The 22,166-nt window shown below is 39.5% G+C and carries 21 protein-coding genes; 19 read left to right on the top strand and 2 right to left on the bottom strand.

What is annotated here, in order from left to right; translation table 11 throughout:
* Positions 1 to 101 precede the first annotated feature (101 nt).
* From AS180_RS22080 to AS180_RS01955, 6 genes are all read left to right on the top strand, one after another.
* Positions 102 to 263, top strand: a complete 162-nt coding sequence (locus AS180_RS22080; RefSeq protein ID WP_156413420.1) for a hypothetical protein — start codon at positions 102 to 104, stop codon at positions 261 to 263.
* Between the two features lie 301 nt (positions 264 to 564).
* Positions 565 to 1,359: a transporter substrate-binding domain-containing protein gene (locus tag AS180_RS01975; protein ID WP_025909772.1), complete on the top strand. Its 795-nt coding sequence runs from the start codon at positions 565 to 567 to the stop codon at positions 1,357 to 1,359.
* A gap of 32 nt (positions 1,360 to 1,391) precedes the next feature.
* On the top strand, positions 1,392 to 2,051 hold the full coding sequence (locus AS180_RS01970) for an amino acid ABC transporter permease (RefSeq protein WP_025909773.1): 660 nt from the start codon (positions 1,392 to 1,394) through the stop codon (positions 2,049 to 2,051).
* Positions 2,044 to 2,766, top strand: a complete 723-nt coding sequence (locus tag AS180_RS01965) for an amino acid ABC transporter ATP-binding protein (RefSeq protein ID WP_062686278.1) — start codon at positions 2,044 to 2,046, stop codon at positions 2,764 to 2,766. Before AS180_RS01970 ends, AS180_RS01965 begins: the two co-directional genes overlap by 8 nt.
* A gap of 437 nt (positions 2,767 to 3,203) precedes the next feature.
* Positions 3,204 to 4,154, top strand: a complete 951-nt coding sequence (locus tag AS180_RS01960; protein WP_025909775.1) for an aromatic acid exporter family protein — start codon at positions 3,204 to 3,206, stop codon at positions 4,152 to 4,154.
* Between the two features lie 63 nt (positions 4,155 to 4,217).
* Positions 4,218 to 4,724, top strand: a complete 507-nt coding sequence (locus tag AS180_RS01955) for a L,D-transpeptidase (protein WP_025909776.1) — start codon at positions 4,218 to 4,220, stop codon at positions 4,722 to 4,724.
* A 29-nt stretch (positions 4,725 to 4,753) separates the two neighbouring features.
* On the opposite strand, the gene prli42 is transcribed toward AS180_RS01955, so the two are convergent.
* Positions 4,754 to 4,849: a stressosome-associated protein Prli42 gene (prli42, locus tag AS180_RS22075; protein ID WP_152545186.1), complete on the bottom strand. Its 96-nt coding sequence runs from the start codon at positions 4,847 to 4,849 to the stop codon at positions 4,754 to 4,756.
* A 155-nt stretch (positions 4,850 to 5,004) separates the two neighbouring features.
* Between prli42 and mce the strand changes: the two genes are divergently transcribed.
* The 13 genes from mce to rnz all read left to right on the top strand — a co-directional run bounded on the left by mce (position 5,005) and on the right by rnz (position 20,852).
* Entirely contained in the window at positions 5,005 to 5,418 is a 414-nt protein-coding gene (gene mce, locus AS180_RS01950) for a methylmalonyl-CoA epimerase (protein WP_025909777.1), read from the top strand.
* Between the two features lie 3 nt (positions 5,419 to 5,421).
* Positions 5,422 to 6,972, top strand: coding sequence for an acyl-CoA carboxylase subunit beta (locus tag AS180_RS01945; protein ID WP_025909778.1), 1,551 nt, complete (start codon positions 5,422 to 5,424; stop codon positions 6,970 to 6,972).
* A gap of 25 nt (positions 6,973 to 6,997) precedes the next feature.
* Positions 6,998 to 8,116, top strand: coding sequence for a tripeptidase T (locus AS180_RS01940; protein WP_025909779.1), 1,119 nt, complete (start codon positions 6,998 to 7,000; stop codon positions 8,114 to 8,116).
* A 243-nt stretch (positions 8,117 to 8,359) separates the two neighbouring features.
* Entirely contained in the window at positions 8,360 to 9,727 is a 1,368-nt protein-coding gene (locus AS180_RS01935) for an NAD(P)-dependent oxidoreductase (RefSeq protein ID WP_025909780.1), read from the top strand.
* 23 nt (positions 9,728 to 9,750) lie between these two features.
* Positions 9,751 to 11,031 (top strand): NAD-dependent dihydropyrimidine dehydrogenase subunit PreA, encoded by a 1,281-nt coding sequence (gene preA / locus AS180_RS01930; RefSeq protein ID WP_025909781.1) that lies wholly within the window; start codon positions 9,751 to 9,753, stop codon positions 11,029 to 11,031.
* A 25-nt stretch (positions 11,032 to 11,056) separates the two neighbouring features.
* Positions 11,057 to 12,472 (top strand): dihydropyrimidinase, encoded by a 1,416-nt coding sequence (hydA, locus tag AS180_RS01925; protein ID WP_025909782.1) that lies wholly within the window; start codon positions 11,057 to 11,059, stop codon positions 12,470 to 12,472.
* A gap of 116 nt (positions 12,473 to 12,588) precedes the next feature.
* Positions 12,589 to 14,067, top strand: a complete 1,479-nt coding sequence (locus AS180_RS01920) for an NCS1 family transporter (RefSeq protein ID WP_062686276.1) — start codon at positions 12,589 to 12,591, stop codon at positions 14,065 to 14,067.
* Positions 14,068 to 14,076: 9 nt separating this feature from the next.
* A complete protein-coding gene (locus tag AS180_RS01915; RefSeq protein WP_025909784.1) occupies positions 14,077 to 14,289 on the top strand; it encodes a hypothetical protein in 213 nt (70 codons plus the stop codon).
* Positions 14,290 to 14,799: 510 nt separating this feature from the next.
* Positions 14,800 to 14,997, top strand: coding sequence for a hypothetical protein (locus tag AS180_RS01910; protein ID WP_025909785.1), 198 nt, complete (start codon positions 14,800 to 14,802; stop codon positions 14,995 to 14,997).
* Between the two features lie 141 nt (positions 14,998 to 15,138).
* Positions 15,139 to 16,776, top strand: a complete 1,638-nt coding sequence (locus AS180_RS01905) for a PucR family transcriptional regulator (protein WP_374699979.1) — start codon at positions 15,139 to 15,141, stop codon at positions 16,774 to 16,776.
* 151 nt (positions 16,777 to 16,927) lie between these two features.
* Positions 16,928 to 18,397: a CoA-acylating methylmalonate-semialdehyde dehydrogenase gene (locus tag AS180_RS01900; protein ID WP_061786535.1), complete on the top strand. Its 1,470-nt coding sequence runs from the start codon at positions 16,928 to 16,930 to the stop codon at positions 18,395 to 18,397.
* An 87-nt stretch (positions 18,398 to 18,484) separates the two neighbouring features.
* Positions 18,485 to 19,849, top strand: a complete 1,365-nt coding sequence (locus tag AS180_RS01895; protein ID WP_062686274.1) for an aspartate aminotransferase family protein — start codon at positions 18,485 to 18,487, stop codon at positions 19,847 to 19,849.
* Positions 19,850 to 19,934: 85 nt separating this feature from the next.
* The gene (gene rnz, locus AS180_RS01890) at positions 19,935 to 20,852 is read left to right on the top strand and encodes a ribonuclease Z (RefSeq protein ID WP_062686273.1); all 918 of its coding nucleotides are present in this window, start codon (positions 19,935 to 19,937) and stop codon (positions 20,850 to 20,852) included.
* A gap of 30 nt (positions 20,853 to 20,882) precedes the next feature.
* Here rnz and namA read toward each other — a convergent pair whose 3' ends face one another.
* Positions 20,883 to 21,899: an NADPH dehydrogenase NamA gene (namA, locus tag AS180_RS01885; protein WP_025909790.1), complete on the bottom strand. Its 1,017-nt coding sequence runs from the start codon at positions 21,897 to 21,899 to the stop codon at positions 20,883 to 20,885.
* Positions 21,900 to 22,166 lie beyond the last annotated feature (267 nt).

The following is a 22,166-nucleotide window of genomic DNA, read 5'->3' as shown; positions in this document are numbered from 1 at the left end:
ACATAAGTAGTTCAGTCCTTACTATACCTGAACGATTGAGAGTTCATAACTTTTAATCGTTCAGGTTTTTTGTTGATTGTGAAAACAATGTTGGAAACAGGGTGGAATGGAGCGTAGGACACTCGACTCCTGCGGGAAAGAGAGGGAAACATGAGATCCCGCAGCGCAGCGAGGAAGCTCAGGTTCCTCCCCGCGGAAAGCGAGTGGCCGTAGCGCAATGGAACGAACGTGTTGAGACAAACCAAAGAGATGGGAACAGCTAGTGTTCGTCTCTTAGAAGCAATCATTTTGTTATGTCCCAAACTCTTTTATTTTTGGTGAAAATATTTGTAATATCAATTTTTTATACATGATTCACATGGTTATGGAAAATGGTGGATAGGTATTTTCATATAGTTAAATCTATATTTAAAAAAAGTGTTGCATAAATATAAATACGTGTTAAAATACAGTTACATGAATATATATTTATTTTTTTACAATGACTTGCAATAAGGAAAAACTTATTTCATAATATTATTAATTTTAAGAAAATATTAAAATTGGGGGAAACGTGACATGAAAATGAAAAAATGGCTATCAGTAACAGTTATAGGGTTGTTAACAGCGGGAGCATTAGCTGCTTGTGGTGCTGGTGAAGGTGCTTCAAATGGAGGCGGAGGCAGTGAGGATGCAAAAGTTTTAAAAATGGGAACTTCAGCTGATTATCCACCGTTTGAGTATATTGATACAGCAAAAGGTGACAGCGAGCCGGTCGGTTTCGATATTGATTTAGCAAAAGCAATTGGTAAAGAGCTAGGTTATGAAGTACAAGTTGTCGATATGGAGTTCGGTAGCTTAATTCCATCTTTACAGTCTAAAAAAGTGGACTTTGTTTTAGCAGGAATGACGCCGACGGAAGAGCGTAAAAAGAACATAGACTTCTCTGATGTATATTACGAGGCGAAAAATGTACTTGTATCTAAAAAGGACGAGCCGATTAATAGCATTGAAGAGCTGAACGGAAAAACAGTAGGTGTTCAAACAGCATCTATTCAAGAAGATGAAGCAAAAACATTATCAGAAGAAGTAGACATTAAAATTGAAAGTCGCGATCGTATTCCACAATTGATTCAAGAAATGAAGTCAAATCGTATTGATGTAGCAATCATTGAGGATACAGTAGCAAAAGGCTATGTAGCAAAAGATGATACGTTACAACTTGTAGAAACAGGAAGAGAAGACTCTAACAAAGGTTCTGCCATTGCATTTCCTAAAGACAGCAAGCTAACGGATGAGTTTAATAAAGAACTACAAGAAATGAAAGAAAGCGGAGAGCTAGAAGAGCTAATCGTTAAATGGTTTGATAGTAAAGAATAAGAGACAATGAACGGAGAGGAAGGAAAACAGGCATGAATTTGGACTTTTCACAAATCGTGCCTTCAATCCCTTATATTTTAAAAGGGATAGGAGTGACGATTCAAATAGTTTTAGCTTCAGCCATTGTCGGTTTTGTACTAGGGACAATCTTATCTCTATTTAAAATTAGTCGTTCAAAACCGCTCATTTGGTTAGCTGATCTTTATACATCAATCTTTCGTGGTACGCCGCTCGTACTGCAGTTATTGCTTATTTATTTTGGGTTACCACAAATTTTAGGTTTTGATATTGCGCCATTTCCTGCTGCAGTTGCTGCATTCGGATTAAACTCAGCTGCATATATCTCTGAAATTATTCGTGCTGGTATTTTAGCAGTCGATAAAGGACAACGTGAAGCTGCTCTTGCTTTAGGAATTCCATATCGTAAAATGATGGGCCAAGTCATTATGCCTCAAGCTTTAAAAAACATTTTACCAGCTTTAATGAATGAGTTTATTACGCTTACGAAAGAATCAGCACTTGTAACGGTTATCGGTGCGCTTGATATTATGAGACGTGCATATATCGTTGGAGGAGAAAAGTTTGCGTATTTTGAACCTCTGTTATTTGCAGGATTAATTTATTACATCATGGTAATGGGCTTAACGCTCCTTGGTAAAGTGATCGAGAGGAGAATGAGAAAAGGTGATTAAAATTGAAAACTTACACAAGTCCTTTGGCCAAAATGAAGTTCTAAAAGGCATTTCAACAGTTATTAAAGAAAAAGAAGTAGTCGCTGTAATCGGTCCATCAGGTTCCGGGAAATCAACGTTTTTGCGCTGTATGAATTTACTTGAACAGCCAACTAGTGGAGCCATTACAATAGCTGATCAAGAAATTACAAATGCGAAGACAAATATTATGAACGTGCGACAAAATGTCGGGATGGTATTTCAGCACTTTCATCTGTTTCCTCATATGACGGTGCTTGAAAACTTAACATACGCGCCTACTACAGTTAAAGGAATCTCAAAAGAAGAGGCGAAGAGCAAAGGAATGGAACTACTAACTAAAGTCGGACTAGCTGAAAAAGCAAACGAGTATCCAAGTCGACTTTCAGGAGGTCAAAAGCAGCGTGTTGCTATTGCTCGTGCTCTTGCGATGGAACCAGAAATTATGCTTTTTGATGAACCAACATCTGCTTTAGACCCAGAGATGGTAAAAGAAGTATTAGATGTAATGAAATCACTAACTGAAACGGGTATGACAATGGTTATCGTTACGCATGAAATGGGCTTTGCGCGCGAAGTAGCAGATCGTGTTTTATTCTTAGATGGTGGCCGCCTAGTGGAAGATTCACCTCCGGCTGAGTTTTTTACAGCACCTAAAAGTAAGCGTGCGAAGGATTTTCTTGAAAAAATCTTATAATAATCAAAAAGAGACTGAGATATAAGTAGTTCAGCCTCTACTATACCTGAATGATTGAGAGTTCATAACTTTTAATCGTTCAGGTTTTTTGTTGATTGTGAAAACAATGTTGGAAACAGGGTGAATGGAGCGTAGGACACTCGACTCCTGCGGGAAAGAGAGGGAAACATGAAATCCCGCAGCGCAGCGAGGAAGCTCAGGTTCCTCCCCGCGGAAAGCGAGTGACCGTAGCGCAATGGAACAAACGTGTTGAGACAAATGAAAGAGATGGGAACAGCTCGTGTTCGTCTTTTAGAAGCAATCATTTTGTTATGTCCCAAACTCTTTTTTTAATTTATAAATAGCGAGAAGCATTGCGTAATTGAATGAAACATGTTAATAAATAATAGTGTTATGAATAACTTATAAAAAAGGAACTGTTTAGGAGCTTTGACGATATGAAGTATAAAATTGGTTATCGAACCTTTAAAACAGCCGTAGGTACTGCACTCGCAATTAGCATTGCACAGCTCATCGGCCTTGAGTTTTTCCCATCAGCAGGAATTATTACAATCTTATGTATACAAAATTCACAGAAAAAATCGTTGCAAAGTGCGTTTGATCGCTTTGTAGCTTGTTCGATTTCAATTTTATTTTCATTTATTTTCTTTGAAGGAATTGCTTATCATCCAGCGGTCATCGGATTGATGCTGCTATTTTTTATTCCGTTAACCGTTATTTTAAAGGTCAACGGAGGAATTGTAACAAGTTCAGTTATTTTACTGCACATTTACTCTCTTGAAAATATGACGTGGCAAATTGTTTTCAATGAATTAGGGCTCATTGTGGTTGGTATTGGCGTAGCGCTTCTTGTGAATTTATACATGCCAAGCTTAGACAAAGAGCTTCGTCAGTATCAGCAGGACATTGAAGAGAATTTTCATATCATTCTTAAAGAAATGGCGCTTTATTTAAGAAGAAACGAAAGCACTTGGTCTGGCAAAGAAATTGCCGATACAGCAGTGCTCTTAGAAAAAGCTAAAAGTCTAGCTTTCCGTGATGTTGAAAACCATTTTGTACGTTCAGAAAATTATTATTATCGATACTTTAAAATTCGTGAAAAACAATTAGAAATTCTAGAACGTACTCTTCCTCTTCTTACATCAATTGACCTTGTGGTTGAACAAAGATATATGATTGCTGATTTTATTGAAGAATTAAGCTTTTCTATTCATCCGGGTAACACAGCAAAGCTTTTTTTATTAAAGCTGGAGCAGCTCAAGGAATCTTTTCAATGCATGGAGCTACCTAAGTCTCGTGAAGAATTCGAAGCACGAGCAGATCTGTTACACTTTGTAAAGGAAATAGAGCAATATTTAATTATTAAACAAAGCTTAAAAATTACGTAAACAATATGCATGTTGTAGCAACCCCTTACGAACAATAAGAAAAAGCGTAAGGGGTTGAATTGTATGCACGTCATGTTTCTTATTTTAGTACTTGTATCACCAATTTGGCCGCTGGGAGCAAATCCTTTACCAGCTGACCCTTTTATTATTGTAAATAAACAGACAAATGAATTAGCATATATTGAACACGGCAAGGTAGAGAATGTTATTAAAGTGGGTTCGGGAAGAACAAAAGATTTAACACCAGAAGGCGAGTTCACTATCACAGTTAAAGCAGCAAACCCTTATTATCGAAAAGATAAGATAGAAGGGGGAGACCCTACTAATCCACTTGGGTTGAGGTGGATTGGATTTGATGCAAAAGACACAGATGGGCGAATTTATGGAATTCATGGTACAAACCAGCCAAACTCTATCGGCAAGTATGTTTCTAATGGGTGCATAAGGCTTCGAAATGAACGCGTTGTTGAGCTTTATGAAAAGGTTCCTCTTGGAACAAAAGTATGGATTGTGACCAGTGGAAAATCCTTTGAAGATCTAGCGAAGGAAAAAGGAATAGTAGTGCAATAAAAGGTAGGTGATTCATCACCTACCTTTTATTATAGCCACATTGTAATGCCAGCAAGAACAGTTGTGATTATCATCGTTCCCAGCATTAAATAGACCACAATTTTTTGCCATTTTTTATTCGACATAAAAGAGTAGCTCCTCTCACAACCTTTTTTTCTATTTTACATGTAGCAGGGAAATGGGACAAGCAACTTCTTTATTCGCTTTCGTTTTAAGAAGGAGAATGAAGATTCATTCAAGAATATGTCTAAATGAAAACGCTTTTTTAGGGGGTGGGAATATGAATAAAATTGATCATATTGGCATCGCTGTTCACTCTATTGATAACATCAAAGCATTTTATGAGAGGCAGCTTGGCTTACTATGTTTAGGGATAGAAAAAGTAGAAAATCAAGGTGTAAAGGTAGCTTTTTTTCAATGCGGTGATTCGAAAATCGAACTTCTTGAACCTTTAAATAATAGCAGTCCAGTCGCTAAATTTCTTCAAAAACGTGGAGAGGGTATACACCACATTGCCTTTGGTGTTGGAAGCATTGAAGATCGCATTCAAGAGCTGAAAGAACGTGGAATTAAAATGATTGATCATGAGCCAAGATTAGGAGCTGGTGGTGCTTCCATTGCTTTTTTACACCCGTCGTCCACCGCAGGGGTTTTGTATGAACTTTGTGAAAAGAAACCAACAGAGGAGGAATAGCACATGGTTGATATTTATGAAAAACTAAATGAGCTATACGACAAGCGCCGCAAAATTGAACAAGGGGGCGGAGATCAAAAAATTGAAAAGCAACATTTCAAAGGAAAACTAACGGCTAGAGAACGCATTGACTTATTGGTTGATGAAGGAACATTTGTTGAAGTTCAGCCTTTTATAGAACACCGCTGTCTGGACTTTAATATGAATACACAAGCAGGTCCTGGAGACGGTGTTGTCACTGGGTACGGTAAAGTGAATGGACGAGGCATTTATTTGTTTTCTCAAGATTTCACGGTGTTTGGCGGTGCGCTTGGAGAAATGCATGCCAAAAAAATCGTCAATGTAATGGACCTAGCAGCGAAAACTGGTGTTCCTTTTATTGGATTAAATGACTCGGGTGGAGCGCGAATTCAAGAAGGCGTGATGTCGTTAGACGGATACGGTCAAATTTTTTATCGAAACGCCATTTATTCAGGAGTCATCCCTCAAATCTCCGTGATTATGGGACCATGTGCAGGTGGTGCAGTATACTCACCAGCCATCACTGATTTTGTATTTATGGTGGAAAAGACGAGCCAAATGTTTATTACAGGACCGAAAGTGATTGAGACAGTAACGGGTGAAACAATCACAGCAGAAAATTTGGGTGGAGCTGCTGTTCATAATGAAATTAGTGGAAATGCTCATTTTAGCGCAAGTTCAGAAGAAGAAGTGCTTGAGCAGGTTCGCCTCTTACTAAGCTACTTGCCTTTATCTAATGCTGAAAAGCCACCGAGTGTCCCTTATAATGATCAAAGCAATGACCGCCCAGAATTATTGGATGTTGTGCCTTTTGATGCTGTCAGACCATATGATGTTCGCCATGTTATTGACCACGTCGTAGACGAAGGAACATTTTTAGAAGTACAAAAAGATTTTGCTAAAAACATTGTAGTCGGCTTAGCTCGCTTGAATGGAAACGTGGTCGGGCTGGTTTGTAATCAACCAAAGTTTATGGCTGGCAGCTTAGATATTAACTCCTCAGACAAAGCTGCACGTTTTATAAGGTTTTGTGACTCTTTTCATATTCCACTCATTACGTTTGAAGATGTAACAGGATTCTTTCCTGGTATTAAGCAAGAACATGGCGGTATCATTCGTCACGGTGCTAAAATTTTATATGCCTATTCTGAGGCAACTGTTCCGAAAATTACGGTGATTTTACGAAAAGCCTACGGTGGAGCTTATGTTGCGCTAAATAGTAAATCAATTGGTGCAGATATGGTATATGCTTGGCCAAACGCTGAAATTGCCGTTATGGGTCCTCAAGGAGCTGCCAATATTATTTTTGCGAACGAAATCCAAAGTAGTGATGCTCCCGAAGAAGTTCGAGCTGAAAAAATTGAGCAGTATCGCGATAAGTTTGCTAATCCATACGTTGCGGCGAGGGGGGGTATGGTAGATGATGTGATTGATCCAAGAGATACAAGAATAAAATTAATACAAGCACTCGAAATGTTGCACAATAAAAAGGAAGAGCGTCCACAGCGAAAACATGGTAACATACCATTGTAGGTTAATTTTGGAGGGATTACATATTATGGTTAATGAGCGACGTCTAGTTGATCTATTTTTAGAACTTATACAAGTTGATTCAGAAACAAAGTATGAAGCCGAGATTGCAAAAGTATTAACGGAAAAATTCACGGCTTTAGGAGTAAAAGTTGTTGAAGATGATACAACAGCTGAAACTGGACATGGTGCAGGTAATTTAATTTGTACTCTTCCAGGAACAAAAGAAGGAGTAGATACCATTTATTTTACTTCTCATATGGATACGGTTGTTCCTGGAAAAGGCATTAAGCCATCTATTGAAGACGGTTATATTAAAAGCGATGGAACAACGATTCTAGGAGCTGATGATAAGGCTGGATTGGCAGCGATGCTAGAAGCTATTCAAGTGCTAAAAGAGCAAAATGTTGAGCACGGTACCATTGAGTTTGTCATCACAGTTGGAGAGGAATCTGGATTAGTTGGAGCGAAAGCATTAGATCCAAAGCTTGTAACGGCAAAATTTGGCTATGCGCTTGATAGCGATGGAAAAGTGGGCGATATTATTGTTGCTGCTCCAACGCAAGCAAAAGTCAAAGCAGATATTTATGGAAAAACAGCTCACGCTGGTGTAGCACCTGAGCGTGGAGTATCGGCAATTACCATTGCCTCAAAAGCGATTTCACGTATGCCTCTAGGGCGTATTGATGAAGAAACAACGGCGAATATTGGTCGCTTTGAAGGTGGAACGCAAACGAATATTGTGTGCGACTACGTATCGATCTTAGCAGAAGCTCGTTCATTGGTTCCTGAAAAAATGGAAGCGCAAGTGGCAAAAATGAAGGAAGCATTTGAATCTGCAGCAAGTGACATGGGAGGAAGAGCTGAAGTAGATATTAAAGTGATGTATCCTGGCTTTAAATTTAGCGATGGAGACCATGTTGTAGAAGTAGCAAAAAAAGCGGTTGCCAATATCGGTCGTCCTTCACGCTTGCTACAAAGCGGCGGTGGCAGCGATGCAAACGTCATTGCAGGTTTTGATATTCCAACTGTAAACTTAGCTGTAGGCTATGAAGATATTCATACCACAAGTGAAAAAATTCCAGTTGAAGAACTTGTAAAAACATCAGAGCTGGTTGTATCGATTATCAAAGAAGTAGCAAAATGATAATAATCACATTGTAAAAAGCTTGGGTCTTGTCGCTCAAGCTTTTTACATATCGGCTAATATAAAGTTTGAATTTTTTGACACTTTGTATAATGTAAACAGCACGTTTCTTCAGTAAAATGGATTATAAGCTTAAAACCTCAACACAAAGGAGTGAAACCAATCGGGGGAAAGTTAATAAAAAAATATGTAAGCGCTTTCAAGTATAATCGATATAAAGCAATTTAGAAGGGGGATGGATTTATGAAATCTTCAGCTCAGCCGATGCTTCAAGCAATTGTAGAGAACTTTAGTGAAGTTGAAAAAGGCTTGCCAAATCAAGAAGCTATTGAAGAAGCTAATCGATGTTTGTACTGTTACGATGCTCCTTGTATTCAAGCTTGTCCAACGGGCATTGATATACCAACGTTTATTAAAAAAATTGCATCTGGAAATTTAAAGGGGTCCGCTCAAACGATTATGACATCGAATCCTGTTGGAGCGAGCTGTGCGAGGGTTTGTCCAACAGAAGAGCTTTGTGAAGGGGCATGTGTATTAAATCATTCGACTAAACCTATTATGATTGGTGATCTTCAGCGTTATGCTACTGACTGGGCTATTCAAAATGAACAGGTGTTATTTACAAAAGGTAAGCCAAACGGAAAGCGGGTTGCTATTGTAGGCGGAGGACCCGCTGGGCTTTCAGCTGCCAGAGAACTAGCTCGGTTTGGATATGCTGTGACAATCTTTGAAGCAGAAAAAGAAGCAGGAGGGTTAAATACCTATGGAATTGTATCGTTTCGACTCCCTCAAGCTATTTCTTTTTGGGAGGTACAGCAGGTAAAAGCCCTAGACGTTGAAATTAAAACAAACATGCGTGTTGGTGAAGACGTGATGCCGAGTGAACTTTTAGAGAACTATGATGCAGTCGTTCTTGCTATTGGAATGAGTAAAGTTCCAAATTTAGGTATTGAAGGAGAGCACCTAAAGGGAGTTTATGATGCAATTGACTTTGTGAAGCAAACAAAATCAGAAGCGTTGACTACAGAGTTTGTGGGGAAAAAAGTAGCGGTTGTTGGTGCAGGAAATACAGCGATTGATGGAGCAACATGTTCCATACGATTAGGGGCAAAAAATGTAAAAATTCTATACCGTAGAACGAGTGCTGAAATGACAGCCTATGATTTTGAATATGAATTTGCCAAGCAAGACGGTGTAGAGTTTCGATGGTTAACAGCACCTGTGAGAATTGTTGGAAATGACAAAAATGAAGTAACAGGTATTGAATGTATCAAAATGGAACTAAAAGAATCGGAAGGTGATGGACGTAAAAAGCCTGTACCAATAGAAGGGTCAGAGTTCTTAATTAAAGTGGATGCTGTTATTAAAGCAATTGGGCAAGAGCGTTACTTATCTTTAATTAATCAGTTTGAATTAAAGCAAGATGGTGGAGTCGTACTAATTGATCAAGATACATTCCAAACCTCAAACCCTAAAGTCTTTGCTTGTGGTGACGTTGTATTTGGAAAAGGGCAAGGTGAAGCCATGGTTGTGACGGCTGCACAGCAAGGGAAGCAAACGGCATATGGCATTCATGCTCAGTTAAAGAAAGAAGCAATTGAAACAGCTTAAACAAACGAGAGGGGGAAACAAGTATGGCAGATTTACGCATAAACTTAGCAGGTATTAAATCACCCAATCCATTTTGGCTAGCATCAGCGCCGCCTACAAACTCGGGGTATCAAGTACAGCGTGCCTTTGAAGCAGGATGGGGCGGAGCAGTTTGGAAAACGCTTGGAGATCCAATTTTAAATGTATCTTCACGGTTTGCAGCGGTGAGCTTTAACGGCCAGCGCGTAGCGGGTTTTAATAATATTGAGCTTATTACGGATCGGCCGCTTGAGGTTAATTTAAAAGAAATCTATGAGACCAAAAAGAAATTTCCTGACCATGCTATCATTGCTTCTTTAATGGTTGAACCAAAACAGGAGAAATGGCATGAAATTGTAAAACGTGTAGAAGATGTAGGCGTTGACGGTTTAGAGCTAAATTTCGGCTGTCCTCACGGCATGGCCGAGCGAGGAATGGGAGCAGCTTCAGGGCAGGTGCCTGACCTTGTTGAAAAGCAAACGTACTGGGCTAAAGAAGTAGCGAAAACGCCTGTTATTGTTAAGTTGACTCCAAATATTACGGACATCACAGTTACAGCAGAAGCCGCTGTAAGAGGCGGAGCGGACGCAGTGAGTATGATTAACACTATCAATAGCTTAGCCGGAGTGGATATCAATTCATGGAACACAATTCCCCACGTGGCTGGTAAAGGTGCACATGGAGGCTACTGTGGTCCAGCCGTTAAGCCTATCGCCTTAAATATGGTGGCTGAATGTGCAAGAAGCCCTCATATTAACGTACCGATTTCAGGTATGGGAGGCGTATCGAATTGGCAGGAAGCAGTGGAATTTATGCTTATGGGAGCAACTGGGGTTCAAGTGTGCACAGCTGCTATGCATCATGGTTTTAGAATTGTAGAAGACATGCTTGATGGACTAAACAACTACCTTGATGAGCGAGGAATTGCAAAAGTGAGCGATCTTGTTGGAAAAGCTGTTCCGAAATACTCTGATTGGGGAAATCTTGATTTAAATTATAAAGTTGTGGCTCGAATTGACCCCAATACATGTATTAATTGTAACAAGTGTCATATTTCATGTGAAGACACGTCCCATCAATGTATTGATATGTTGAAAGACTCTTCAGGTAAACCGTATTTGCAAGTAAGAGAAGAAGATTGTGTGGGCTGTAATCTCTGCTCGATTGTCTGTCCTGTTGATGGAGCAATCTCTATGGTGGAGGTAGCGAGTGAGCAGCCGCCTATGACGTGGAATGAAAGACAAGCGGCACTTGCGATGACATCTGCACAAAAACTGGACGTATAACCAAACACAATAGGGGGATCAAATTATGAAAAAATTAGTGAAAAATGGAGTAATCGTTACAGCAGCAGATACGTACAGCGGAGACATTTTAATTGAAGATGGGAAAATCGCAGCAATTGGAAAGGGACTAGATGAGTCTAGTTGTGAAATTGTTGACGCAAATGGAGCTTATATTTTCCCTGGAGGAATTGATCCACATACTCATTTAGACATGCCATTTGGAGGTACGGTCACAAAAGATGATTTTGAAACGGGGACCATTGCAGCGGCGTTTGGAGGTACCACAACTATCATTGATTTTTGCTTAACAGATAAAGGGAAACCGTTGCAAAATGCCATTAATACTTGGCATGCAAAATCAGAAGGGAAAGCAGCTATTGACTATAGCTTCCACCTGATGATTGGAGAGATGAACGATCAGGTATTAGAACAACTTCCTACTATTATTGAAAATGAAGGGATTACGTCGTTCAAAGTATTCATGGCGTATAAAGATGTATTTCAAGCGGACGATGCGACCCTTTATCAAACGCTTATTCAAGCAAAAGAGCTTGGGGCATTAGTTATGGTACATGCTGAAAACGGAGACGTGATTGACTATTTAACGAAGAAAGCGTTAGAAGCAGGAAGTACAGATCCAATTTACCATGCGCGTACAAGACCTCCAGAGATTGAAGGTGAGGCAACAGGTAGAGCAGCTTGTTTTACAGGTCTTGCTGATTCACAGCTATATGTAGTGCATGTATCTTGTGCTGAAGCGGTGAATCAAATTGCTCAGGCTCGAAATCGAGGCGTGAATATTTGGGGTGAAACATGTCCGCAATATTTAGTATTAGATGAATCCTACTTAGAAAAACCTAATTTTGAAGGAGCTAAATACGTCTGGTCACCACCTCTTCGTGAAAAGTGGAACCAAGAAGTGTTATGGAACGCATTAAAAAATGGAGATTTACAAACGATTGGGTCTGATCAATGTTCATTTGATTTTAATGGGCAAAAAGATTTAGGTAAGAATGATTTTACAAAGATTCCAAATGGCGGTCCTATTATTGAAGACCGTATGAGCATCTTATTTTCAGAAGGTGTACAGAAAGGGAAGATTACGCTTAATCAATTTGTAGACGTAACATCTACTCGCACTGCTAAGCTATTTGGATTATATCCGAAAAAAGGCACAATTGCTGTAGGAAGCGATGCGGACCTATTAATTTTTGACCCGACTGTCAAGCGTAAAATTTCTGCTGAAACACATCACATGGCTGTTGATTATAGTGCGTTTGAAGGAATGGAAATTACGGGTGAGCCGGTTTCAGTATTGTGTAGAGGAGAATTTGTGATTAAAGAAAAGCAATTTGTTGGTAAGAGTGGTTATGGTGAGTATATTAAGCGGTCAAAATTTAATGAGCGTAATGAAGCTCAGCAATCCCCAGTAAAACTGTAATTATGCTACTGCGCTGTGCTTATAGCATAGCGCAACCCCTATGTATATAAATAGAGAGAAAACAGCCTTCATGATGAATGTAACGCGTTTACTAAATAGTATGAGGGGTGCAAGAAATGAAAAAATCAGGAAGCTATTTAAAATCACCGGATTTATTACCTGTTGCGCATCAAAACCGTAAAATTGGAACGCTTGGTTTTTCATTAATGTGGGTTAGTATGGCGGTTGTATTAGCCGCATTTGCAATCGGAGGGTCCGGTGTGCAAAGCTTATCTCTCGGCTGGGTTGTAGTAGCAACCGTGATTGGATCAATTGCGATTGGTTTATTTGTGACCATTATTGCCGATATTGGGATTGAACATGGTTTATCATTTCCAGTCTATATGAGAGCTCCATTTGGAACAATTGGCACTCATATTCCATCCGTTATGCGAGGGCTTGCAGCATCTTGTTGGTTTGGAATCAATACGTACTTTGGTGCTACGGCAATGAATGGGATTTTAAATGCTCTAGCAGGGTTTAATAACTGGCTCATATGCTTTTTTCTCTTTGCATTATTACAGCTTATTAATACAGCGCTTGGAATTAAAGCAGTTGAACGCTTTACGGACCTAGCAGCCCCAGTTATCATCATTGTTTCAGCCTGGATGTATACGACTCTGTCGGACCAAGCTCTTTCTCAAGGTAGAGAGGTATGGGGGTGGATTGAAAGTCCGGTGACAGGAGGGGCAGCTGTTACAGCATTTATCGTAGTCATTATGAGTAACATGGGGTTTTGGGCAACGCTTGCAGCAGATATTCCGTCTATCTCAAGGTTTATTAAAGCACCTACACATGAGCGGAGCTGGGTAAAACGCAATAAAGGAGCTCTTGTAGGAAGTGTAGTGGCATTGCCGCTAACTCAAACATTTATGGTTATCATTGGTGGTGTCTCTTATATTGCCGTGAAAAACTATGATCCAGTAGTAGCGCTTCAAGAAGCCGCGTCTGGCTTCGCGCTTGGAGTATTACTTTTAATGGTTGTATTTGCCCAGTGGTCAACAAATATCTCAGCAAATTTGATTCCAGCTGCAACGATTTTTTCAAATGTTGGTGGACCTAAAGTGCCATTTTGGGTTGGGGTATTCATCGCTGGTATTGTGGGGACGATTGTTCAACCATGGAGCTTGTTTGGTATTATTGTCCCTGCATTGTTAATTGTCGGTGGAATTTTATCGGCCATTGTTGGTATCTTGTTTGCCGATTACTACTTATTACGAAAGCGTAGAGTAAACGTGACAGAGCTATATGAAGAGAATGGGCAGTATCGCTACTTTTATGGCTTTAATATAGCTGGTTTACTTGCATGGACTATAGGTGGAACAAGTGCTTACTTTCTATCAACTTATTCTTTTGTTGTTGGATTTGTAGTAGGCGCTATCTGTTATTATGTCTTAGCTAAATATTGGTGGTTTAAGCATTATAAACAAGCTGAGATTGAGACACCAAGTGATGAAAAGTATCTAGGCATTACAGTTGGCCGTGATTGGGTGATCTCAATTGATGAGAAAGTAATTCAACCTGTCGCATCCAGCCAAACTATTTCAACAGATTGAGGTGAAGGTATGTCAGACTATCAGCATTTTGTTGCAGAACGTGAAAAAATTGATTTTCTTATTGAAAAAGGTTTCATTATTAAAAGTGTAACAGAAAATCTGAGCGGTGCATTTCTAGAGTTTGAACGCATAAAGCAAGGGAAGGTTGAAAAAGAAAAGCTTCATATCTTAACAGCGGATGCTAGAAAGTACTTTTCAGGAATATTAATTCAGCAGTTATAAAATAAGAGACTGAGACATAAGTAGTTCAGTCCTTACTATACCTGAACGATTGAGAGTTTATAACTTTTAATCGTTCAGGTTTTTTGATTGTGAAAACAATGTTGGAAACAGGGTGGAATGGAGCGTAGGACACTCGACTCCAGCGAGGAAGCTCAGGTTCCTCCCCGCGGAAAGCGAGTGGCCGTAGCGCAATGGAACGAACGTGTTCAGACAAATCAAAGAGATGGGAACAGCTAGTGTTCGTCTTTTAGAAGCAATCATTTTGTTATGTCCCAAACTCTTATTTATTTTGAAAAATAGCGCAAAAAAGTGAAACAAACTCATATTTTTTTCGTTACTATTCATGTCAAGTGTTACGTATTACAAACAGTTATTACATTTCATTTACAACAATGGGAAAAGGGTTTAGTTAGGGAGGGATTTGTAGTAAATAGTATAGTATAAAAGTTTTTTTGAAACAAAAATGTAAACGTTAAATATACCTATAAATGATAAGGGCGTGAAACAGAGATGATGAATGAGAAAGATTTAGATGTGATGACAGTTGAGGAAAGAAAAGTAATAGATAAGCTTAAGATGGAAATGCTTAATGCAGTGTCACTTCACGACCTACGTTTCTATAAACAGGAAATTCAGAGAATAAAAGAGCAAGCAAAAAAAAGGCATGGTTTTTTTAAAACACTGCAAGTAGCCGCTGAGAAGCTGTAAATCGCATAATGATTTATAGCTTTTTTTTGAGTAATTCCATGTAAGCAGCAAGTTATATTCTAAAAAAGTATAAAGAGATAAAATGATTTATTTTTCAGAAAACTTAAGTTAATATAAAGAGATAGACTGATTAAGGGTGGTGTGAGTTTGAAATCTTATTTGACAATTAATGAGGTTTTAAAAAGAAAGCATTTTAACAGCTGTGAAGTAATCACAGGTAAAGTCGGTCTCACAAATCGGGTAAAATGGGTTCACGTGATGGAAGTGACTCGCGTGAATGAGCTTTTAAAAGGGAATGAATTAATTCTTTCAACTGGTGTAGGGTGGAAGGAAGATAATGAATTATGCCTTTCATTTTTGAAACAGCTAATTGAATGTCAAGCTTCGGGGCTCTGTATCGAGCTTGGTACGTATACCTCTCAGATTCCTCAAAACGTTATTGAATTTGCAAATGAACACGAATTTCCCATTATTTTATTTCATGAAGAAGTCCCGTTTGTTGAAATAACGCAAGATTTGCATGCGCTACTAGTTAATCAGCAGTATTTAATGATTTCCAATTTAGAAAATTACTCTCAGCAGCTGAATCAAATGCTGCTTTCTGTCAACGATCCAAAAGATATTTTACAGCATCTTTGCGAATCAACCGGACTTTTAGCCGGGCTTCGTATACATAGTGAAGTAACGCTTTTTCCAGCCTGTTTAGACTTACCCCAACAACAATTATTACAGCATCATATTACTAAACAAAAAAAGAATCAAAGTAGCTTTTTTACCCATTCAATTCAACTGTTAGGCGAAAGCTATGCAGAGCTATATATTCTTTCAACCAATGATTTTTTTACGGAACTTGAAATGTTAACGGTTGATCGAACAGCAACAGCTCTAGCGCAGCACTTTTTACGAGACTTATATGTTGAAGAAAAAAAGCGAGTTCAAGAAACAGAGTGGATGGTTCAGTGGATAAACGGTGAAATTTCCTCATCTCAAATCACACATTGTTTACAAGAAGTATTACATGACTTTCCAATCCAAGGTGGAACGGTTATATGCTGTCAATGTATACAAGATGTCAAGCTAGACCATACGTACTTAAAATTGACGATTCGAGCAATCTTTGAACAAGAAGGTTTTCACCTTCTCATTTTAGAAAAGAAAAGAGAGTTAGTACTGGTTGTTTTAAATAAACGTCAGGTGACTACGTGGAGGGAAAGATTAGAAAGAAGTTTGAACCGTTGGATAAACCACGTTGATTTGCAAGAAGTCAACAAATCACTAGCGGTGCAGCTGATAGGAGTGGGACAGTTTAATAGACGCTTAGATCACATCTATAAAGGCTATGAAACTGCTAGAAAAACAGTTTCCATTCAAATGACTTTGCACAACCAAGTGAAAAATCATATTTGTTTTTATGAAGACCTGCACATGTACCGCATTATTTCGTTAGTCAATGAACAGCGGGAATTACAAGAAGTGGTGATGGAGTATTTACAGCCAGTTCTCGAGTATGATCGAAAATTTAATGCAAAGCTATTTGAAACACTAAAAGTATATTTAGCATGTAATGGATCAAAGCAAGAAACGGCAAAGCGCTTATATATTGTGCGTCAGACTCTTTATCATCGCATTGAAAAGCTGGAAAAGCTATTAGGTTCTGATTTTATGGCTCACGAAAAACGAATGGCTATCGAATTTATGATCATGACCTATGACTATTTGTTTGCACTAAACGTATCTACTACTGCTATTGATGAGCTAGAAAAAGCATCCCTTACATGAGCTCTCTTTCATTTTACTAGGTCTACTTCGTATTTCACTATCCAATGTGTGAAACTAGACAGAATTTCTATTTCACATTCTGTCTAATGAATCTGAAGTAAGAATTCATGATAATAAAAGTAAGATTGTATGCTAAAAGGGGGCTAATTAGATGTCAGTCGTGAATGAAGATACCAAACAATTAAGAAACTATGTAGGTGGAAAATGGGTTGCCTCAACAAGCAATCAGTTTCAAGATGTGATTGATCCTTCAACGGGAAAGACGCTTGCAAAAGTACCTCTTTCAACTAAACAAGATGTTGACCATGCTGTTAAAAATGCAAAAGAAGCGTTTAAAGCATGGAAGCATGTACCAGCTCCGAAACGGGCAAGGCTTATGTTTGCGTTTCAACAATTGCTTATTGAACATCATGAAGAGCTTGCAAGACTCGTAGTAAAAGAGAATGGGAAGGCTTATAAAGAAGCTTATGGAGAAGTCCAGCGTGGTATTGAATGTGTAGAATTTGCTGCCGGAGCACCGACGCTACTTATGGGTGAATCGCTTAGTAATATTGCAGAAGAAATTGATTCAGAAATGTATCGTTATCCTGTTGGGGTTGTGGGAGGAATTACGCCGTTTAACTTTCCGATGATGGTTCCACTTTGGATGTTCCCACTAGCGATTGTCTGTGGAAACACATTTGTATTAAAACCATCAGAGCGCACGCCTTTATTAGCTACTCGGATTGCTGAATTGTTCACAGAAGCTGGAGCTCCATCTGGCGTATTAAATCTTGTGCATGGTGCACATGATGTGGTCAACGGTCTCATTGATCATGCGGATATTAAAGCAGTGTCTTTTGTTGGTTCTCAACCAGTTGCAAAGTATGTATATGAACAAGCCGCAGCGCAAGGCAAGCGAGTTCAGGCTTTATCTGGTGCCAAAAATCATCATATTGTTATGCCGGATTGTGATATAGATAAAGCGGTGAATCACATTATAAGCTCTGCTTTTGGTAGCGCTGGACAGCGCTGTATGGCATGCAGTGCTGTTGTAGTGGTAGACGGTGTTAAAGAACAGTTCGTTGCGAAGTTGAAGCAAAAAGCAGATGAATTAATTATGGGCAGTGGGTTACAGGATGAAGTGCTTTTAACGCCCGTTATTCGGAAAGAGCATCGAGATAAAGTACTTGGCTATATCGAAGCCGGGGTGGAAGAAGGTGCTCATTTAATTAGAGACGGTCGTAAGGAAATGGAAGATTATTCGGAAGGGAATTTTCTTGGTGCCACGATTTTTGATCACGTAACGCCCACTATGACCATTGCAAAAGAAGAGCTGTTTGCACCCGTTTTAAGCTTGCTTCGAGCCGAAAATTTAGATGAAGCGTTAGAATATATTGAAAAATCTCGGTTTGGAAATGGTGCAACAATTTATACAAAGGATGCAAAAGCAATCCGTCAATTTAGAGAAGAAGCGGATGCTGGTATGCTAGGTGTCAACGTAGGAGTGCCTGCTACTATGGCTTTCTTCCCGTTCTCGGGTTGGAAAGACTCTTTTTACGGAGATCTACATGTCAATGGAAAAGACGGATTGAACTTTTATACGCGTAAAAAGATGATAACATCACGCTTTGATTTTTAGCATATTTATTAGATGAAAAGAGAGACTTCGGCTTTGGTCGAAGTCTCTTCATCCATATAATTACTAAAATCAGAAGGAGTGAATGCAATGGTTCAAGCTAGCAGTGGCGAAAAAAATAAAAGCTTAAAAAATAAGGATGAGCAATACGTATGGCACGGAATGAAACCTTATTCTCCTGAAGCTACTATGGTAGTAGAAAAAGCGAAGGGCGCTTGGGTAACAGATGAGGATGGAAATCGATTTTTAGACGCAATGGCGGGACTTTGGTGCGTAAATATAGGCTATGGAAGAGAAGAGCTAGCCCAAGCAGCTTATGAACAGCTCAAAGAACTAGCTTATTTTCCATTAACGCAAAGTCACCCTCCTGCGATTCAATTAGCTGAAAAGCTCAATGAAATGCTAGGAGATGAATATGTTATCTTTTTTTCTAATAGCGGATCAGAAGCGAATGAGACCGCATTTAAAATTGCGAGACAGTATCATCAGCAACGAGGAGAACATGGGCGCTATAAAATTATCTCACGTTACCGTGGGTATCATGGAAACTCGATGGGGGCACTGTCAGCTACGGGGCAAGCTCAGCGTAAATACAAGTACGAACCTTTAGCAACTGGCTTTCTTCATGTTCCACCCCCTGATAGCTACCGAGGTGTCGATAAAATAGATGCACCAAAAGAGCTGCTTCAGTCGGTGAAGACGATTGATGACACGATGACGTGGGAGCTTAGTGAAACAATTGCTGCGGTCATAATGGAGCCAATTATTACAGGGGGAGGTATTTTAATTCCACCAGATAACTATATGCAAGGGGTAAAAGAAGTTTGCGAAAAGCACGGGGCGTTATTGATTGTAGATGAAGTTATATGTGGATTTGGACGCACAGGGGAAGCGTTTGGATTTATGAATTATGGCGTGAAGCCGGATATTATTACGATGGCAAAAGGTATTACAAGTGCTTATTTACCTTTATCGGCAACAGCGGTCAAGCGAGAAATTTATGAAGCATTTAAAGGTAGCGATCAGTATGAATATTTTCGACATGTAAACACATTTGGAGGAAGTCCAGCTGCCTGTGCACTTGCACTCAAAAACCTAGAGATTATGGAGAGTGAAGGCTTATATAATCGTTCAAAAACGATGGGAACCTATTTATTGAAAGAGTTAAAAGAAGAATTGAAAGGACACCCGTATGTAGGCGACATTCGTGGCAAAGGGCTGCTGGTAGGAATCGAGCTTGTTTCTGATCAAATTTCCAAAGTGCCCCTGGATATACAGTTAGTGAATCAAGTAATTGCAAGGTGTAAAGAAAAAGGAGTCATTATTGGGAAGAATGGCGCAACAGTAGCCGGGCATAACAATGTGCTCACTCTTTCACCGCCTCTCATGATTCCAAAGGAAGATTTAAACCTTCTTATTTCTGTATTAACAGAGGCGCTTCAAACAATTAGGTAGCATAGGTAAGTAAAAAGCCTGTATAATGTGCATACAGGCTTTTTGTTCGGATTAATGTTTGAATTAAGTAGAAAGGGAGAAGCACATGGAACTATTATTTTTAGGAACGGGTGCCGGAGTACCGGCTAAACAACGAAACGTTTCCTCAATTGCTTTACAGCTTCTGCAAGAGCGAAGTGCCGTATGGCTTTTTGATTGCGGAGAAGCAACTCAGCACCAAATTTTACATACTTCCATTCGCCCTCGTCGCATCGAGAAAATTTTTATTACGCACTTGCATGGTGACCATATTTATGGCCTTCCGGGTTTGTTGGGGAGCAGATCGTTTCAAGGAGGCGAAGAACCTCTTACCGTATACGGTCCCCCTGGTATTGAGCAGTTTATTAAAGTCGCGTTAGAAGTTAGCCAAACGCACTTGAAGTATCGGCTTCAAGTTGTTGAAGTCAATGAAGGGGTTATATTTGAAGATGATACGTTTAAAGTAGAATGTGCAAAGCTTGAGCATGGCGTAACGTCATACGGATATCGAATCGTTGAAAAAGACTTACCGGGTGCGCTACAAGTAGAACGTTTGAAAGAAGCTGGAGTACAACCAGGACCTCATTATAAGCAGTTAAAAGAAGGCAAAACTATTTTTCTAGAAGATGGGCGGGAAATTAACGGAGCGGAATTCATTGGAGAATCCAAACGAGGAAAAATCGTAACCATTTTAGGAGATACGCGAATGTGTGAAAATAGCACGATGCTTGCAGAGAATGCGAACGTTTTAGTTCATGAAGCAACATTTGCTGAGGGCGATGAAAAGCTGGCTTATGATTATTATCATTCTACAGCCAAGCAAGCAGCACAAGTAGCTAGGCAAGCGAATGTGCAGCAGCTAATTCTTACTCATATAAGTGCTAGATATCAAGGAGAAGCAGTCAGGCAGTTAGCAGAGGGGGCGCTGAAGGAATTTAAACATACTCTGGTTGCGTCTGACCTAGCGAGTTTTTCTATTGAATAAAAGTGAGGAGCCCTAAAGGCCCTCACTTTTTTACCAACCTCGTTCATATTGAACAGGTGCTTCAATGGTTGTGTTTAACTCTTTGGCGGCTGTGCGTGGCCAATACGGATCGCGCAGTAGTTCTCTCGCGACGAATATGAGGTCAGCACGTTTACTTTGAAGAATCTCTTCCGCTTGAAGACCGCTCGTAATTAAACCAACAGCCCCTGTATCAATGTTTGCTTCGTGCTTGATTTTTTCTGCAAACGGTACCTGATAGCCAGGGTAGACGTTAATTTTAGCATGCACAAGTGCCCCTGAGCTTACATCGATTAGGTCAACACCTTGTTCTTTCATCCATTTAGCGAATGTAACATGGTCATCGATAGTTAATCCGCCTTCAGCGTAGTCAGTTGCAGAAACGCGAACAAATAAAGGACCGTCCCATACCTCTTTTACACTGTTAATCGTTTGTTGTAAGAAGCGATAGCGGTTTTCAGCAGACCCACCGTATTCATCCGTGCGCTTATTGCTTAATGGAGATAAGAATTGGTGAATTAAATATCCATGTGCTCCGTGAATTTCAATAATATCAAAACCAGCTTGTTTTGAGCGTTTTGCACCTTCTTTAAAGGCTTCAATTGTTCTCTCAATATCTTCTTTTGTCATTTCAGCAGGTGTTTTACTTTCATCATCAAATGCAATAGCAGAAGGAGCGTAAATCGTTCCATCTACCGTCGCTTTACGGCCTGCGTGTGCAAGTTGAATAGCGGTTTTACTACCGTGTGCTTTCACTTGATTAACAAGCTTTTGTAACCCTTCAACATGTTCGTCATTCCAAATCCCTAAATCACGTGATGTAATACGTCCTTCAGGTGTTACCGCAGTCGCTTCAATCATGATTAAGCCAACTTGGCCAACAGCACGTGATGTATAGTGAGCCAGATGCCAATCTGTTACGATGCCATCTTCCTCTTCACATGAATACATGCACATGGGCGACATTACAATTCTATTTTTCAACTTTACATCTTTCACTTGATAAGGTGTAAACAATTCAGCAGTCACTTTCATATCCCTCCATTATTTCGAGTTGCTAACAAAATGCATTATAGCACTAAGGTTTAGTAAATTTCACTTTATATGCTTTACTGTTTCATGGAGAGTTAGTAAAAGAGACTGAGACATAAGTAGTTCAGTCCTTACTATACCTGAACGATTGAGAGTTCATAACTTTTAATCGTTCAGGTTTTTTGGTTGATTGTGAAAACAATGTTGGAAACAGGGTGGAATGGAGCGTAGGATACTCGACTCCTGCGGGAAAGAGATGGGAAC

The sequence above is a fragment of the Priestia veravalensis genome, assembly GCF_001457055.1.
Classification (GTDB): domain Bacteria; phylum Bacillota; class Bacilli; order Bacillales; family Bacillaceae_H; genus Priestia; species Priestia flexa.
Note: the sequence above shows the minus strand (reverse complement) of the source record. Positions and strands in the feature narration are given on the sequence as shown.